Origin of the sequence: Fervidobacterium pennivorans, assembly GCF_001644665.1 — a bacterium.
Lineage (GTDB): Bacteria > Thermotogota > Thermotogae > Thermotogales > Fervidobacteriaceae > Fervidobacterium > Fervidobacterium ngatamarikiense.
In genome coordinates this window covers 1,862,654-1,877,914 of sequence record NZ_CP011393.1, presented here as the reverse complement: position 1 = coordinate 1,877,914, position 15,261 = coordinate 1,862,654, and the positions used below count along the sequence as shown (strand labels likewise).

The following is a 15,261-nucleotide window of genomic DNA, read 5'->3' as shown; positions in this document are numbered from 1 at the left end:
TTCGAGCCGCTTTTCATTTTTAGTCTTCTTTGTAATTAATTGGCACGTAGTTAACAGATGGTCTACCGGAGCTAGGATTTTTGTAAAGACTCATCAATGCATAGATTTCTTTTGGCATGTCTGTTGATATCTTAATACCAAGCTCACGCGCTTTTTCCACGGTGATAGGATAGTCATGGGTCCATTTTCCACTAACCAGGTCTTCTGCAATTTTTTCAGCTTTGTCTGGATACTTTTCTTTTAGAAGTTCCGTTACGTATTCTTTCATCTGCTTCATTGCCTTTTGGGCGATATCTGCCAGAATCAGTGTCTGGTCGTCTATATCGTTGATGTTCTTTTTTTCTACAACCGAAAGAATTGAAGCCGCGGGATATTGTCCAAGTTGCGGGTCAACAGGTCCCAACACAGCATTATCATCCATTACTATTTCATCAGCAGCAAGAGCAATCAATGTGCCACCGGACATTGCATAGTGCGGGACAAAAACAGTTACTTTGCCTTTGTGCTTCCTAAGAGCGTTGGCTATCTGCTCTGCTGCCAAGACCAGACCACCGGGTGTGTGAATAATGAAGTCTATTGGCATATCATCTGGTGTCATTTTGATGGCTCTGAGTACTTCTTCAGAATCTTCAATATCTATGAACTTTCTTATACCAAATCCGAAAAAGCTAAACAACTCTTGCCTGTGAATCAATGTTATGACCCTACTCTTTCTTTTTTGTTCAATCTGCCTTATTATGGCATCTCGTGCTGAATGCAGTGAGAAGTTTTTGAAAAGTGGTGCAAATGACGAGAAAATCAAAACCATCCAGAAAATCTGAAAAATAATCGTGAAAATGTCGACCATCTCTGTCACCTCCTATTTAATTTAAAAACTGATATATTAAATCATATCTGCCGCGAGTTTCCCAGTGATGATAGCAGTTGGTACACCAGCAGGGGCGTATGCCCATTTTCCTGCTTTGTAGATGTTGCCTATCGGAGTTTTTATAGCGCCCTTCAAACTGAACATTCCTGATGGTACAGGAATTTGTTCTTCAAAAGACCAGCCAACAATTGAACCTTCTGATGTATTGTACATCCTTTCGAGCGTTAGTGGTGTTGATGTGAACTTGAAGATAATTTTTTCCTCTAAGAAAGGATAAATAGCTTCTTTTAGATTTTTAATCATTAAATTTTCTGCGTGAGATTTGAATTCATCGTACCATCCATCTTCGTGTATCTTTTTCACAATTTCGTAGTCGAATAAGACGCTAACAATCAATCCTGTTTTCCCATTCGGAGCCATTGATTTGTCTCTTAAAGCCGGTATTGAGATTTCGTATGTATTGTACTTTATAAAATCTTCAAGCCACTTAAGTATTTCTTCTTTGCTTGTGTTTTCATAATTTTCTGTTATTTTCCTTAGCCAAGACCTATTAATTTCTCCAAGGCCCTCTTTCGATGGCGTGTAGAAGAGATGTCCTGTGGATATCTTTTCGAATGTCTCGGGTGGTTCGTCAACACCGAAGAAGATTGTCAGAACAGACTCTGCACCTTTAGATGACAACACTTTCTTCTTTTCGTTTTCAATTTTATTCAATGTGGTGCCAAAAAGTCCTTCCGTGTCAAGAATTTTGTAGAATGTTTTCAAGTCAGTTGCCCAAATCATCGCATCGTATTCATAGGAATTCCCTTTTTCATCAATCACCGTGTTTTTGGAAGGAATGATTTTGACGATAGAAGTATTTGTATATACTTCTCCGCCAAGTTCAGTAATTTTTTCAGTAAGCTTTTGTGGTAAAACACCTACGCCACCTTTTGGATATATGTAGTCAGCATAGAGGTAGAAATAACTTAAAGCAAAGAATGAAGGTGTACCGCGGAAGAAGTGTTGTATTACTATATCCCTCAGAGAACGGTTTTTGACAATTTTCGATATATAGACTTCTATCGGTTCCTTAAGTTCGTTAATTTTCTTGACGGTTTTCAAGAATTTAAAGAACCAAAGAAAATATCTTGGTAACATCTCGGCAAGTTTACCTTCTTCCTTTATCTTGTTAAACGAGAATAGCGGATTATCAACACCATAGAGAATTTTCATGTATTCGAGTATTTCTTTCTCAACCTTTATCAAATTATCTACATCATGTTCCGATTCCGGATAAAGCTCTTTCAGAAGACGAGCATAATCGTTAAGGCTTTCTTCTCCACGAACTCTCAGTATCTTGGCTTCTACTCCAACTGACACGGGGTTTGGTAGAATATCGATGTCCAGTTTAAGGTCTTCTATCATGGGCTTTATAACACCTGCATTAACAAGTGCCCTGGCTCCACCTTCGAGTTTAAAACCTTCGTATTCAAAGGTATTAACAAGTCCACCGCATTTTTCGTATTTTTCAAATAGTTTCACTTTGTGCCCTCTTCTTGCAAGGTATACTGCTGCAGTGAGACCAGCGATACCACCACCTACTATTACTATTCTCTTTTTACCCTTCACCTATTTCACCTCCAAGTTTAGATACTTCTCGCTAATTATTCTCAAAGTTTTCTCCCACAACATTTTTGCTAATTCCATATCTTTTGCTGGAGGTGCGAGTTCTTCAATTGTAGTATAATGAAAAAATTTATCAGTTATACTTTCAACGTCTTTTGAAACACCAAGATAATAAAGCGCTTCTGCTGACTCGACCGGATCTCGGGACAGTTTATCTAAGAAGTTCTTCTTGAAGAATTTGTACACGGGTCCATTGTCTTGACCGGTATTTGTTTTCACAAAACCTGGATGCATAGCATTTATTGTCACGTTCATGTTTTCGGAAGAGAAAATCTCGGCGAATATGTGCATACTCAATATCTGAGCAAGCTTTGCCGAACCGTAAGCTTTCAAACCTGAGTATTTCTTTTTCTCCCACTGGAGGTTATCCAAACAAATACCCCAAGATGCGAATCTGTATCCTTCTGAACTTACAAATATTATTCTCGTGGAACCATCTCTTTTAAGTTTGTCGATTAAGAAATAGTTGATAATAAATGGAGCAAGATAATGGACAACAAAATTCATTTCAAGTCCATCTTCTGTGAGTGTTCGCTTGTTTAAATATAAACCGGCGTTATGAATAAGAACAGCTATTCTCGAATTTAGAGAGTTCAATTTCTCTACAACGTTCTTAACATCTTTCAGTTTGCTCAAGTCCGCAAGGATGTAATTGCACTCTGTCCCGTAACGATGCGATATTTCTCGGCACAGGGTTTCCGATTTTTCTTTGTTTCGGTTTATTGTTAATAACCTTGCACCATTTGAAGCGTACTTTTTTGCTGTCTCATATCCAATACCGGATGTTGCCCCTGTTATAACAACCAGTCTTCCGTCAAACCGCTCTGAACATGTCTTGGGTTTACCTGACATGTCCCGTATCATCTCAAAGATATTTGACCACTTGTATTGAAACCAGTACCTTCTTACAGAACAACCCTTGAAATCTTTCATCCAAACACCCTCTTCATGAATTTGCGGTATAATTTACCAAAACCTGGTATATTATCAAAAATGTCACCCCAAAGATCGTAATAGTCCCTTTGGTCGATTATTTTTCCCTTTTCATTTAAAATAAGCCGACTTGCACCATGAACAACGGAAGTCTTTGTTTTTCTGAAATTGATAATCATATCCCATTCAACGAAAATGACATTCCCTTCCATTACTGCATTTAATATATTCATGTGCAATTCTTGAGAGCGTTTTGTCAAACGCTCAACCATAGCTTTGAATTGTTCAATCCCATGGATCTCTTGTACCGAATCTCTAAAGTGTATATTCTCGTCGTAGTAAGGAATTAGATGAGACCAATCCGGTCTACCCTCATGATTATAAGTTTTTGTCCAAAGTTGGAGCAACTGTTCTAAAGATGTTATTGAGTATTCTATAGCACCTTGGATATTTGAAGGTGTGTTTTCCATAAAACCACTCCTATTTTGTAATTTCACTCTTTAACTGTTCGCGTTTTTTGCGATATTCAAGTATTGGAAGATCCCCGGTTATAAGGTTTTCGGACATTCTAAGTTCAGACTTTTTAGGTATCTGAGTTTCAACAACAGCTCTGTCTTGGTGGAGAACCTTTTTATTGAAAGGTGTTCCAAGAGTGGAGATCAATTTATCAATAAACCTTATTCCTGTGAATCCAACGTAGAACCTTATATATATCCTCGTATGTTCTTCGTCCACTGGAACAAATGCAGCAGTTACTCTAAGCTTTTCGTCGATGTGATTTTGCCAGATATTTGGAAATTTGAACTCGAGGTATACACTACTCATTTCAGAAATTTTCATTTCTTCAGGTTTTCTTGCAGGTATTCCATCTTCAACTCTATTAAATACGTAGAAATAAAACATAGTGTCATTTATCCATCTTACTACTGGACCATCAGCTACTGTTCTGTTACCTCTTCCTATTGTATTATAGTGCACAAATGGGACATGTATTGGGTCGAGCTGATTTTCAATAGCCCTACTATAGTGGACGTTCCATACTTCACTAAATTCTGTGTAAGCCAAGGAGTCATCAATATCATCAAAATAGGACGGATTATGAGTTGGTTCTTTATCGCCATACCATATCCATATGAAATCTGCTAATTCATACGTCGGATATGATTTTACAATAAAATTCTCGGGAACAGGTGCAGTTCTTCCATTAGATGGTATTGTTTTAACTCTACCTGTTGAATCATATTCAAAGCCATGGAATGGGCACATAACCCTTTCGCCGTTGTTGAGAAGCTTTCCATGGGATATAGAAGCTCCACGGTGACAACAGATATCAGAGATACAATGGACCTTACCATCTTTATCACGCCATATCGCAAGTTTTTCACCAAACCGAGTAACTCCAATGAGCTGTCCCTTTTTTAATTCTTTTGAAGACATAACAACATACCACTGGTTTTTTATCATAACTGCTCCCCTCCTGCTATTTTGATAATGTTAACTAAAAGTATTGAAACTTTCCAAAAACCGCATTATCCTTATAAAGAGGGGACACCCCCCAACCAACTCTCGACAAAGGAGGTATCCCGATATGAACAACTCAACGCTCTCTTGTCCAAAATGCGGTTCCACCAGCTTATACAAAAACGGTCATGACAAATACGGTAACCAACAATTCCTTTGCAAACTCTGCCATCATTCTTTCAAACTTTCCCATTCTCACAAACGCAAAAACTTCCCTTTCCCTTATCCCAAATGCACTTCTTGTGGTAAATCTATGCAAATTTACAAAGTCCGTCGCTCTTTCGTTGTCTTCCGTTGTAGAGCTTGTCGTACCAAAGATAGAGTACCTTTTAACCTCCCCGAACCAGTCACCCTTATTCCTGAGAAATTTAAATATTTCCGTTTTCCTCTATTTTTCATCTTAAAAGCTTTCGTTTTGTATATGAAACACAATATGTCTTATCGCTCTCTTGCTCATTCTCTTAATATCAAAGTATCTCATGTCACCATATATAAATGGGTTATTAAATTGTGTACTTTATTCTCTGTACTTTTTCCAACATTTACCATCGAAAATGTTTTCTCAGTTCATGCTGATGAAACTGTTCTTGTGTTCAAAGAACAAAAGTACTATGTTTGGCTATTAGTTGATCACGAAACTAACTTAATTCTTTGTTGGCATGTCTCAAAGTATCGTGATATGGGACAAGTCAAAGTATTGCTCGAGAAGTTCTTTGGTAATTCAAAACCTAGAAACATTGAACTTATTACTGATGGACTTGGTGCATATGAAAGTGCAGTAAAGCTGTTGTTCAGAAATATCAATCACGTAGTGGTACCGCTCGGTAAAAACAATCAATGTGAATCTAAGTTTTCATTGTTGAAAGACTTTTTCCGACTCAAGCGAGGGCTGAAGAATACGAAGAATTTAGCGAAATATATTCAAGTATTTTGTGTAGTGAAGAATCTTTGGAAAACGCACAATGGTAATATCAATCTCATTCTTTCACACTTACACTCTTTCATCACTACAAGTTAACACTATCCTTATTTCAAATCATTTAATCAATCCAAGTAGTTGTTTGGCTATTTTCACATTATCCTCATGTTGTTTTATGAAAAATGGATGCGGTTCCATCGTTAACACTTTCCTAAGCATTTCTTCCGCTTTCTTTTTATCATTCATTTTTAAATAGAGTTGTCCCCAGTTCAGATACAATCCGGAATAATTCGCCGCATATTTTTCAGCTTCTTTGAAACTATCTTCTGCCTTTTTGTAATCTTAAAATGGCCAAGGGGGATTCATGAATCTAACACCTTTGGCTATGTATGCTATTGCTTTATCTAAGTTATCTTGTGTGTATTTTATTGCCCTTTCTATATAAAAATCAAAATCATTCATTAGTTGAAGTTTTTGAAACACATTTACAAAATCTATAAGTGCTGCTGATGACATAGCTGCAATGAAGTAGGCTTTGCCGTTCTCAGGATCTGCTTTTATAATATCTTTTGCTTCTTGAAGCGCAAGGTTGTAATGTCTTTCTTTGAGCTTATTATCGTTGAGTAGCTGACCGTATTCGAAATACACTTCTGAAAGCAGAGTACGAATTTTCACATAGTTAGAAGATTTATTAGAGTTATTTTTGATTTCGTTCTCTAAGAGACTAAGCAAATTCTTCAACTCTTCAATGTTTTTCGAAGACCGAGTATTCAAGAATTTCTGAGTAAAATATTCTATATTGTTCGTTGAATTGCTGTTCTGAGAGAATAAAGGAAGACAAAAGATGTTCGATAACAGAAATATAAAAGTTAACTTTAGAGTTTTCATGCCCTTTCACTCCTTTTTGTTCTGTATTGATGCAATAAATTAGACAACTCGTTTTTGTGTTTATAAAGTATAACCAACACATTTCCAAAGTATAGAATAACTAACTCTAGAGCGCCTTGAGAAACTTTCCATACAACGTAAATTAAAAGAACAAAATACCCCAGAAGAACTCTTAGTGCATCTTCTTCTGGAGTTGTGGATTTCTTCTTTGAAATCTTTCGGTATATCGAAAAAATCGTAAAAACACCGCCAAGCGAGGTTGGTGCTTCCCATTTCGTTAGAACAGACCATGCTCCGAAGGATGTTGCTATTGCCTTTCCGCCTTTGAATTTCAGCATTGGAGAAAATGCATGACCAAGAATACCAAAAAGTGCTGCTATCGAAATAACAAATTTATTTAATGAATGTCCATAAATACCAACAAATATCGCAAGTGGTAATGTTCCTTTTAAATAATCGAGTAAAAGCGCTAAAAATCCCCACTTCCAACCAGCTACTCTCCAGAGATTAGAAGAGCCTGGATTGCCATCTCTTACTTTTCTCAAATCGAAATTGAGTAATTTAGCAATTATATAAGAATACATAATACTTCCAGAGAAAAACTGGAGTGCGACAATCAAAATATAGACAATCAAACTATCAACTAACATCTATTTTCCTCCCTTTCCAATATACTTGCTTTTTGAATATTGTTAAGTAAAGTGAATTAAAAAACACAATTAAGAAAAAGATATAATGCAAAGGGTAAAAAAGCGCATCAAACCATTTGTAATCACCTGTTGGTTTTGCCATAATGTATATAATCAGAGCAACCGTTAAATAGCGCACCACTCCATCTAAGGTAAAAACTGAAGTGAACGATGAATAAATGCCAGCCATAAAGATAAGTGACAAAAGAAACGAAAAAAGTCCACCAATTGTAGCACCAGGAGACATGTTCTTTGAAAAACCTTCAAAAAGTTGCTTAAATCCCGATGGATACATTCTAAACTTTATGGTATGGTTTCCAAGAAAGTTTGTAACTTTGATACCATGATTAATATATAACTTACCGAGCTTAATATCTTCTAAAACACTATCTTTTATTGCTTGATGCCCTCCCGTGATTTCGTAATCACGTCTTGATGTAAAAATCGTCGGACCGAATGCGCCAGAAGGTACTTTATTTGGAAATCCCAAGTTATTACTTGCGTAAACAATCATTATGTTAAAAGGCAAAGTCAAGTGCTCATAAAATTTTTCAAAACGTTGATATGGCCATACTGATATTAAGCCACCATATTCCTTTTGACGTAGAAAAAGTGACTGAATTAATTCATTGCTTGGTTCGACGTCGGCATCAAGAAAAAGAAGGTATTCTCCAGAAGAATTCAGATATCCGTTCCATATAGCCCACGATTTTCCGACCCAACCTTTTGGAGGTTCTTCTGTTAGTCTTATAACGGTTACCTCAGGAAAACTTCTTGCAACGGAAAACGTTCCATCAGTGGAGTTGTCATCAACAACGATTATTTCGAAAGGTTTCAAAGATTGGTTTATAACAAGCGGCAAAAGTTTTGAAAGGTTTTTTTCTTCATTTCTTGCAGGTATTATTACAGAAATTTTAGGATTCTCTGTTAAATGATGCACATCGGATAAACTTTTCTTGGAATGCAAAATCCTTTTCTTTGCATAGTATATATATGATAGAGAAATCAAAACAAAAGTGACGAAAATAATATATTTCAAAAAATCCCCTCCTCCTGAGTGCTGACTCTTCATATTGTTTTGTGAGCTTATTATATCATACAATTATTGACAATTTGTAAACTTAAATATACAATTAGACTTGGTACAATTCATAATATTGTTCAACAGAAAATTGGCAGCTTAGAAAGGAGATCTATCATGGAGAGAAAAGAACAGAAGGTAGTTATATTACACGGATTTGATAAACCTGAGATTCTCAAGGTGATGAAATTACTTAAGGAAAACTTTCAAGGCGAAGACTTGATATTCGCAAGTACCACTCCAACAAGCTTGACTTGGAGAGTTGAAGACCTAATCAATGAACTAAAGCAAGAACATGAAGAATTTAAAAGGATGAGACAGATAAAACAGCAAGAAGGAAAGCAAGGAGAATAAAGACAGACTCAGTCGTGTGAAAAAAAGAGAGAGAGGTAGAACCCCTCTCTCTTTTTTTGACTATTCTCTGAGTATTAATATGTCAGTGCTTTGTAAGCATCGATTAAACCGTATCCAACGTATTTATTCCACCCTGTCGAATTGTATGTGTACCCAGGAATCTTATAAGCCGTTTTAATAAGTCTGCTTCGGATAGCTTCAGGGGTTGTGTATCCTTTTGCGTAAAGCATAGCTGCAACTGCTGAAACATGTGGTGTTGCCATTGAAGTACCTTGGAGGAACATGTAAATGTCTCCGTCTGTGGGTGTCCATGTTGTGCTAAGAACCCCGTCAGCATATCCGTCGCCATTCTGGTCGACACTTGTATCTCCACCAGGGGCAACAACATCAAGGTAGTGATATACATAAGCTTTCTTGTACGGATCATAATATCTCGTGTAATTGTAGTTGGAATAAGGAGCGCGTTTGTTGTCATACCTTGTTGCACCAACTGCGATAGTTTCAACGTACGCTGCCGGATAAGAAAGTGATGACCTATTTTCATTTCCAGCTGCACAAACTAAGGTAACATTTTTGCTGTATGCATATTTTACAGCATCCATAAGAACCTGAGCACCGCTACCACCAAGGCTCATGCTAACTATCTTTGCTCCATTATCAACAGCCCATCTAATTCCAGCTGCAACGTTGTCAAGCGTTCCAGAACCGTCTGCCCCAAGAACTCTAATTGGCATTATCTTTATTCCGTAGCCACCCCAGTTCACACCGGCAACACCAAGGCCGTTGTTCGTGAGTGCTGCTATTGTTCCAATGACATGCGTTCCATGACTTGCATCTCGCGCAGGGTCTGTTGGGTCGTAATCTCTATCGACAAAGTCATAACCTTGCACAAATATGCCCTGAAGGTCTGGGTGAGTAAAGCTAACCCCTGTATCAATAACTGCTACAACGACGTTGGCAGATTTCATGATATCCCATGCCTGTGGGAGTTTGATGTTGTTGTAGTGCCATTGATATCGATAGTATGTATCATTTGGCGTTGCAAGTGCTCTGTAAATATAGTTCTTATCAACTGACTTGACACCTGGAAGAGAATTAAGAAGTTCTGGTTTTTCTGTTCTTACCGTGACGATTTGGACGTCGCTAAATGTATATGTCCTGACTACTTCAGCACCAATGCTTGATAATGCTTTAACCGCATCTTCTCTTGGTTCGAACTGGACAACGTATTCTCCAGGAACGTAATCTTCTTCCGTTCCGGACACGCCAAGTTTTTCTGAAACTTTAAACTCACCTTGTGCGCGTGGTTCAAATCTTGGCTCAAATGAGTTGGTACAGCTGAACGCTACTAGCAAAACTGCCAAAATCACTGCAAGTAAAGCGACCTTCTTCATCCTACGACCCCTCCTATCCAGAAGTGTGGAATTGTTAAGATTGCTAAATGAGTGATTAGATTATACAAAATTTACGGTTGCATTGTCAAGAAAAAAGTCGGTGTTTTGTGATAAAAAAATAATAAAAAACTTACCAGGGAAAATACCAATTTCAAAGTTCTGGTTGTGTAGAAGATGTTTTGACAGTTATTTTTCCAAGCTCATGATATAGTTTTTCCATGTGTTTCCACATTTTAGTATAAACCTTGCCAAAGTATTCCATGTAGAGCCTGTTTTTATCAGTGTCTGGGTAGAATATTTTTTCAATCCTAACCATGTTTTGAACAGCTTCCTCAAAAGTTCTGTATTTTCCGATACCAACGTATCCCGCTATAGCGGCACCAAGTGAGGCGGTTTCGTTCGTCTGTACTTTGTATGTTGGAACACCTAGGATATTTGTAGTTATTTGACACACTTCGTCACTTTTTGAGCCTCCACCAGAAAGACCTATTTTTTCCATTCGAACCCCGGTCTTTTTCTCAATTTTCATCTTTCCTTCAAGTAACGCGTAGACGATACCTTCTATGATTGCTTTATAGACATGCAACCGAGTATGCCTGTCTGAAAATCCTATAATTGCTCCTCTTGAAAAAGGGCGTTCGGGTCCTGCTGTCCAAGTGGGTTGTATAATCAATCCGTCACTTCCATCAGGAATTTCACGCAAGTATTTGTCAAGTATTTTCTCCGGAAACGTATTAAGCTCCTCGGCTTCCCTAATTTCGCTGTGTGCAAATTCCTTTTTGAACCAGGTAACCAACCAAAACCCCCTGGATATTCCGATTTCGGGGTTATAGGCATTTGGAAGTATCGAAGGGTATGGTGGAATAAACGGTATTACTTCGACATATTTTGGTGTAGTTGTTTGAATCGTTGCTGTTGTCCCAAGGCTTATACTTCCAACATTTGGTGAAAGACAACCGCTTCCAAGAGTTTCACACTGCTTATCAGCACCTGCGGCAATGACGGGTAACCCTTCTTTCAAGCCTGTGAATTGTGCTGCAGCTTTTGTGATATAACCTAAAATTTCTGTTGGGTTGACCAATCTGGGTAGTTTGTCTTTTTCAATTCCGAAAAGTCTCCATTTGTAGTGAAGAGGGTTATTAATCCACGTTTTTGATTTGTAGTCAAAAGGAATGTACCCAACTTGTGAGGCGGTTGAGTCTACGTATTCACCTACGAGTTTGTAGGTTAGGTATCCCGAAAGTAATAGATACTTATGAACGTTATTCCAAATTTCAGGTTCGAATTGTTTCATCCAGTTAGCCTTGCTTCTTCTGTATGCCATGTAAGCTGTTGGGAGTTTTTTGATAAGCCAAAAAGCTAATTTCTCATGAAAATAAAGTTTTGGTTTTCCTAGAGCTTCTCGTTCGTCAAGCCAAATGAAAGCATCTCTTAAAGGATTACCGTCTTGGTCGACAACGACTACTGTCGCTCTTTGCGTAGTTAGTGTCACAGCCTCTATTGAATTAAATACATTCGGAAAATTCTCTTTTAGTTGTTGTGTAGCTTTCGCTAAGCTTTCCCAATACATTTCGGGAGATTGCTCAGCCCAGCCGATGTTACGTGAATAGTATGGTTCAAAGTCCACTTTTTCAGCTGCTAAAACTTCGCCTTTTTCTGAAAAAATTATAGCTCTTAAACTTTGCGTTCCACAATCGATGGCAAGAACGCTCATCATAATTCCTCCCAAAAGGTTCAAAATTAGTTTATTGCACTCAAAATCAATTATATCATTATAACGGTTCTCTCTAGACAACTTTAATGACCAAGATTAATCAAGATTAATCACAAAAGCAGTAATATACATATTGACTTTTCGAAATAATTAAGTTTAATTAGGTAAAAGTAATTTTGTTAGGTAATAGAGGAACAAAAAATGCAAAAGGAGATTCATAAGAAAAAAGTTATAACCACGCTATTTTTCATTGTTCTTGCGGATATGATTGGGTTTGCACTTTATAATATCTCTTCTACCGTACTATGTGAAGCAGTTTGGTGCAGGCGACTTTATGATAGGCTTACTTTCCATGGTTTATCCAGTGGGCCAAATTTTTGCAGCTCCACTCATAGGTAGGCTATCTGACAAAGTAGGAAGAAAGAAAGCACTTTTACTTAGTGTTGGTGGAACCTTTGTTTCGTTACTGACATTAGGTTTTGCAAAATCTTTGGTGGTTATATTTATGGCTCGATTGATTGATGGATTGACAGGTGGGAACATAACGATTGCACAGTCTTATATCAGTGATTTTACAGGTGAGAAAGAGAGGTCAAAAAATCTTGGACTTATAGGTGCTGCTTTTGGGTTGGGATTCATACTTGGTCCTGCGATAGGAGGATTTTTGAGCAGGTGGGGATTTTCCGTTCCAGCACTTTTTGCTGCTGGTCTGTCATTTATTAATTTGATAAATATTGTTTTCCTTCTTCCAGAGTCAAAGCCTGTCAAAGAATCAAAGAGAGTTCCATTTACTTTTGAGGAATTGAAAATGTTGAGGAACCTCTAATACCAAGTTTTCTTTCAGGCTTTCCTACTTTAAAACCCTCGAATCCTTTTTCCACGATAAATGCGCTGATGCCTTTTGTTCCTTTTGATTTATCTGTCATTGCAAAAACAATAAAAACATCAGCTGTTCCACCGTTAGTTATGAATATCTTAGAACCGTTAAGTATATAATAATCACCAACGAGTTTCGCTGTTGTTTGCTGGTTTGCGGCATCACTACCAGCATTGGGTTCGGTTAATGCGAAGGCACCAAGGCGTTCTCCTCTAAGCAGAGGCTTAAGGTACTTTTCTTTTTGGTGCTCCGTGCCCCAAGTGTATATTGGATAGCAGCACAAGGATGTGTGTGCCGAGAGGATTATCGCTGTTGTCGCACAGTATTTTGCTATTTCTTCAACAGCGATTATGTAAGTTAGGTAATCTCCACCTGCACCACCAACCTCTTTTGGGAAAGGTATGCCCATCATACCTATTTCTGCCATCTTTTTTACCGTCTCTGTTGGGAAGTATTCTTCCTCGTCAACTTTTTGTGCAAAAGGTTTGACTTCTTTCTCAGCAAACTCGCGAAATAATTCTCTCGCCAAAAGTTGCTCTCTCGTTAACAAGTAATCCATCGCTTATACCTCCAGTTCACTTGTAGTTTTAATTCTATCGAACGCTGAATATTTCTTACAAGCACTTAGCGTGAAATTATTCACAACTCAATTTCATTATATCACTCGTTCAGAAAATGTTAAGCATAATTGTGAATAATATCACGTAAAAAATCCGATAACTTATGAATTTTGAACTACGTCATTCAAGAAACTTGAGTATGCGCTTGTTTTCTACGTTAAGCTATTTGATTTGTTTTCTCTTTTGGACAGGAAGCGTTTTTAGGTAAGAAATCTAATTTTTAATAATTTAGCTCGGATGTTATAATATGTAAGAATGCGATTGGAGATATTTTGAACGGAAGGGGGATTATTTTGAAGACCGGTACAAAGTTGTTTGTTATATTCTTGATAAGTGGCATAGTGGTAACGCTTTCTTTGTCTTGGATAATCGAGTTTTACAAGTACCAAAAACGTTTAGTACCATTAGATAAAGTTGAGAGGTTATTTGATAATGCTGTGCGAACGATTAAAGAAACTTACCCTTCAGAAGATAGAGAAGAAATTGCAAGAAAGGTCTTGGGTGAATACTATAAGTATAAGTCCAACAGAAAGAAAATACTTCCTATTGATGTTTTTAAAGTTATCCAACCCGCACTTTCTGTTGTTAATGACCAGAATTTTAGGCTTTATCCTCCAACAGAGCCCGTTTATAGTGTTTTGCCGTTTACAGTAACAGTAGTTGACGGTAGGGTTATTGTATCATCGAGTGCGGTGAAAGATATAATAGCCGGTGACGAGGTATTAGAAATAAACGGGAGGAAGATTTCAGAATTGATAGACCTGTTGTTGCCATACACGTCTGGAGAAAATTACTCTGTTCGTGAGCAGCAGTTATCATCGTTAATACAGTTGATTCCTGAGTTAGTTGATAAAAAGAAGGATAGAATAGGTATTTTTTATAGGCAAAAGGAGTATAATATAAAAGTCATGAGCGATGGCGCAGAAAAAACCGTTGTTGTGAAAACGATGACTGCTATGAGTTACACACGTGAAAGTGTCCAGTTTCCAGCTCTCCCAACGAGAAGACCTTTCGAGTTCTACAAGGAAGGCAATATTGGAGTGTTTAAGTTTGGAACGTTTAGTCTCTCCGGGACGATTTACAACACTTACAGAGAGTTCTTAACAAACACACTTGTCTATAACAAAGATATGAAGGTAGTTTTAGTAGACTTACGAGGCGTTGCTAGTAGAGATTTTACAATCTTCAAAGAACTGTTCGAACATTTTGTGGATGAGAGAACATCGGTCGAGAGATGGATTTCCATAGTTAACACTGCCTACAATATAAGCGTGCTTAATAAATACGGCGTAGACTTTGAAAAAACGACAAACGAGTTGCTCAGAATAAAATTCTTCCACACGTTTGAACCAAGGGAACCAGTTATCAAAGCAGATGTTTGGATTTTATTCGACAGGTACACATCAAATGCGGCTCTGGATTTCATATATACATTCAAGAAGCTTCGTAAAGATAGAACCATAGGTGAACCAACGTTGATGAAGATAAATCATACAACCGAAGTGGATTATAAATTCGATGATTCAGCTAAGACAAGTTTCATGTTCCCAACAGCTGTGATAAGTGAGGATACTCAACGTGATGTAGTCTTAGAACCGGATTATGAAATAGAGTTAAGTACAGAAGAAAGGATTAACTATGTGAAGGGTATAGAAGACGTAATGTTGAACAAAGCATTAGAGATAATAAAAGAACGTACAATCAAGCGCTAACTAAGCGTTTTTTATATCACCAC

15 protein-coding genes and 1 pseudogene are annotated in these 15,261 nt (G+C 37.5%); 4 read left to right on the top strand and 12 right to left on the bottom strand.

Annotation, left to right across the window (positions count from 1 at the left end):
- Positions 1 to 19: 19 nt before the first annotated feature.
- The 5 genes from JM64_RS08700 to JM64_RS08680 are packed head-to-tail and all read right to left on the bottom strand — an operon-like array spanning position 20 to position 4,933.
- Positions 20 to 847: an SDH family Clp fold serine proteinase gene (locus JM64_RS08700; RefSeq protein ID WP_064012282.1), complete on the bottom strand. Its 828-nt coding sequence runs from the start codon at positions 845 to 847 to the stop codon at positions 20 to 22.
- A gap of 36 nt (positions 848 to 883) precedes the next feature.
- The gene (locus tag JM64_RS08695; protein WP_064012281.1) at positions 884 to 2,479 is read right to left on the bottom strand and encodes a phytoene desaturase family protein; all 1,596 of its coding nucleotides are present in this window, start codon (positions 2,477 to 2,479) and stop codon (positions 884 to 886) included.
- A complete protein-coding gene (locus JM64_RS08690) occupies positions 2,480 to 3,469 on the bottom strand; it encodes an SDR family NAD(P)-dependent oxidoreductase (protein WP_064012280.1) in 990 nt (329 codons plus the stop codon).
- The gene (locus tag JM64_RS08685; RefSeq protein ID WP_064012279.1) at positions 3,466 to 3,939 is read right to left on the bottom strand and encodes a nuclear transport factor 2 family protein; all 474 of its coding nucleotides are present in this window, start codon (positions 3,937 to 3,939) and stop codon (positions 3,466 to 3,468) included. Before JM64_RS08685 ends, JM64_RS08690 begins: the two co-directional genes overlap by 4 nt.
- Before the next feature lie 10 nt (positions 3,940 to 3,949).
- Positions 3,950 to 4,933, bottom strand: a complete 984-nt coding sequence (locus tag JM64_RS08680; protein WP_064012278.1) for an aromatic ring-hydroxylating oxygenase subunit alpha — start codon at positions 4,931 to 4,933, stop codon at positions 3,950 to 3,952.
- A 124-nt stretch (positions 4,934 to 5,057) separates the two neighbouring features.
- Between JM64_RS08680 and JM64_RS10120 the strand changes: the two genes are divergently transcribed.
- Entirely contained in the window at positions 5,058 to 6,008 is a 951-nt protein-coding gene (locus tag JM64_RS10120) for a DDE-type integrase/transposase/recombinase (RefSeq protein ID WP_064012277.1), read from the top strand.
- An 18-nt stretch (positions 6,009 to 6,026) separates the two neighbouring features.
- On the opposite strand, the pseudogene JM64_RS09820 reads toward JM64_RS10120, so the two are convergent.
- From JM64_RS09820 to JM64_RS08660, 4 genes and pseudogenes are all read right to left on the bottom strand, one after another.
- A pseudogene (locus JM64_RS09820) lies at positions 6,027 to 6,239 on the bottom strand (hypothetical protein); the annotation flags it as partial.
- Positions 6,240 to 6,251: 12 nt separating this feature from the next.
- Positions 6,252 to 6,797 carry a hypothetical protein gene (locus JM64_RS08670; protein ID WP_064012276.1) on the bottom strand — a complete coding sequence of 182 codons (546 nt, stop codon included), beginning with the start codon at positions 6,795 to 6,797 and terminating at the stop codon, positions 6,252 to 6,254.
- Positions 6,794 to 7,447 carry a glycerol-3-phosphate acyltransferase gene (locus tag JM64_RS08665; RefSeq protein WP_064012275.1) on the bottom strand — a complete coding sequence of 218 codons (654 nt, stop codon included), beginning with the start codon at positions 7,445 to 7,447 and terminating at the stop codon, positions 6,794 to 6,796. Before JM64_RS08665 ends, JM64_RS08670 begins: the two co-directional genes overlap by 4 nt.
- Positions 7,437 to 8,525, bottom strand: coding sequence for a glycosyltransferase family 2 protein (locus JM64_RS08660; RefSeq protein WP_231882367.1), 1,089 nt, complete (start codon positions 8,523 to 8,525; stop codon positions 7,437 to 7,439). The genes JM64_RS08665 and JM64_RS08660 overlap by 11 nt, the downstream gene beginning before the upstream one ends.
- Before the next feature lie 159 nt (positions 8,526 to 8,684).
- Between JM64_RS08660 and JM64_RS08655 the strand changes: the two genes are divergently transcribed.
- Entirely contained in the window at positions 8,685 to 8,921 is a 237-nt protein-coding gene (locus tag JM64_RS08655) for a DUF3783 domain-containing protein (protein WP_064012273.1), read from the top strand.
- A 74-nt stretch (positions 8,922 to 8,995) separates the two neighbouring features.
- Here the strand turns inward: JM64_RS08655 and JM64_RS08650 are convergent, their stop codons facing one another.
- Together JM64_RS08650 and JM64_RS08645 are read right to left on the bottom strand one after the other, a co-directional pair.
- Positions 8,996 to 10,315, bottom strand: a complete 1,320-nt coding sequence (locus JM64_RS08650) for a S8 family peptidase (protein WP_064012272.1) — start codon at positions 10,313 to 10,315, stop codon at positions 8,996 to 8,998.
- Positions 10,316 to 10,466: 151 nt separating this feature from the next.
- Complete coding sequence (locus tag JM64_RS08645; protein ID WP_082868376.1) at positions 10,467 to 12,029, bottom strand: FGGY-family carbohydrate kinase; 1,563 nt, start codon at positions 12,027 to 12,029, stop codon at positions 10,467 to 10,469.
- Between the two features lie 274 nt (positions 12,030 to 12,303).
- On the opposite strand from JM64_RS08645, the gene JM64_RS08640 reads away from it, so the two are divergent.
- Positions 12,304 to 12,855, top strand: coding sequence for an MFS transporter (locus JM64_RS08640; protein ID WP_064012270.1), 552 nt, complete (start codon positions 12,304 to 12,306; stop codon positions 12,853 to 12,855).
- Here the strand turns inward: JM64_RS08640 and JM64_RS08635 are convergent.
- Positions 12,818 to 13,465, bottom strand: a complete 648-nt coding sequence (locus JM64_RS08635; RefSeq protein WP_458294032.1) for an acyl-CoA dehydrogenase family protein — start codon at positions 13,463 to 13,465, stop codon at positions 12,818 to 12,820. The two genes, JM64_RS08640 and JM64_RS08635, sit on opposite strands and share 38 nt — an antisense overlap.
- A 354-nt stretch (positions 13,466 to 13,819) precedes the next feature.
- On the opposite strand from JM64_RS08635, the gene JM64_RS08630 reads away from it, so the two are divergent.
- A complete protein-coding gene (locus JM64_RS08630; RefSeq protein ID WP_064012269.1) occupies positions 13,820 to 15,238 on the top strand; it encodes a hypothetical protein in 1,419 nt (472 codons plus the stop codon).
- Positions 15,239 to 15,261 lie beyond the last annotated feature (23 nt).

Bases quoted from the DNA above. Each gene is read 5' to 3' on its own strand.
- JM64_RS08690 (WP_064012280.1), bottom strand. From the start codon at position 3,469: ATGAAAGATTTCAAGGGTTGTTCTGTAAGAAGGTACTGGTTTCAATAC.
- JM64_RS08670 (WP_064012276.1), bottom strand. From the start codon at position 6,797: ATGAAAACTCTAAAGTTAACTTTTATATTTCTGTTATCGAACATCTTT.
- JM64_RS10120 (WP_064012277.1), top strand. From the start codon at position 5,058: ATGAACAACTCAACGCTCTCTTGTCCAAAATGCGGTTCCACCAGCTTA.
- JM64_RS08685 (WP_064012279.1), bottom strand. From the start codon at position 3,939: ATGGAAAACACACCTTCAAATATCCAAGGTGCTATAGAATACTCAATA.
- JM64_RS08645 (WP_082868376.1), bottom strand. From the start codon at position 12,029: ATGAGCGTTCTTGCCATCGATTGTGGAACGCAAAGTTTAAGAGCTATA.
- JM64_RS08665 (WP_064012275.1), bottom strand. From the start codon at position 7,447: ATGTTAGTTGATAGTTTGATTGTCTATATTTTGATTGTCGCACTCCAG.
- JM64_RS08680 (WP_064012278.1), bottom strand. From the start codon at position 4,933: ATGATAAAAAACCAGTGGTATGTTGTTATGTCTTCAAAAGAATTAAAA.
- JM64_RS08635 (WP_458294032.1), bottom strand. From the start codon at position 13,465: ATGGATTACTTGTTAACGAGAGAGCAACTTTTGGCGAGAGAATTATTT.
- JM64_RS08700 (WP_064012282.1), bottom strand. From the start codon at position 847: ATGGTCGACATTTTCACGATTATTTTTCAGATTTTCTGGATGGTTTTG.
- JM64_RS08655 (WP_064012273.1), top strand. From the start codon at position 8,685: ATGGAGAGAAAAGAACAGAAGGTAGTTATATTACACGGATTTGATAAA.
- JM64_RS08650 (WP_064012272.1), bottom strand. From the start codon at position 10,315: ATGAAGAAGGTCGCTTTACTTGCAGTGATTTTGGCAGTTTTGCTAGTA.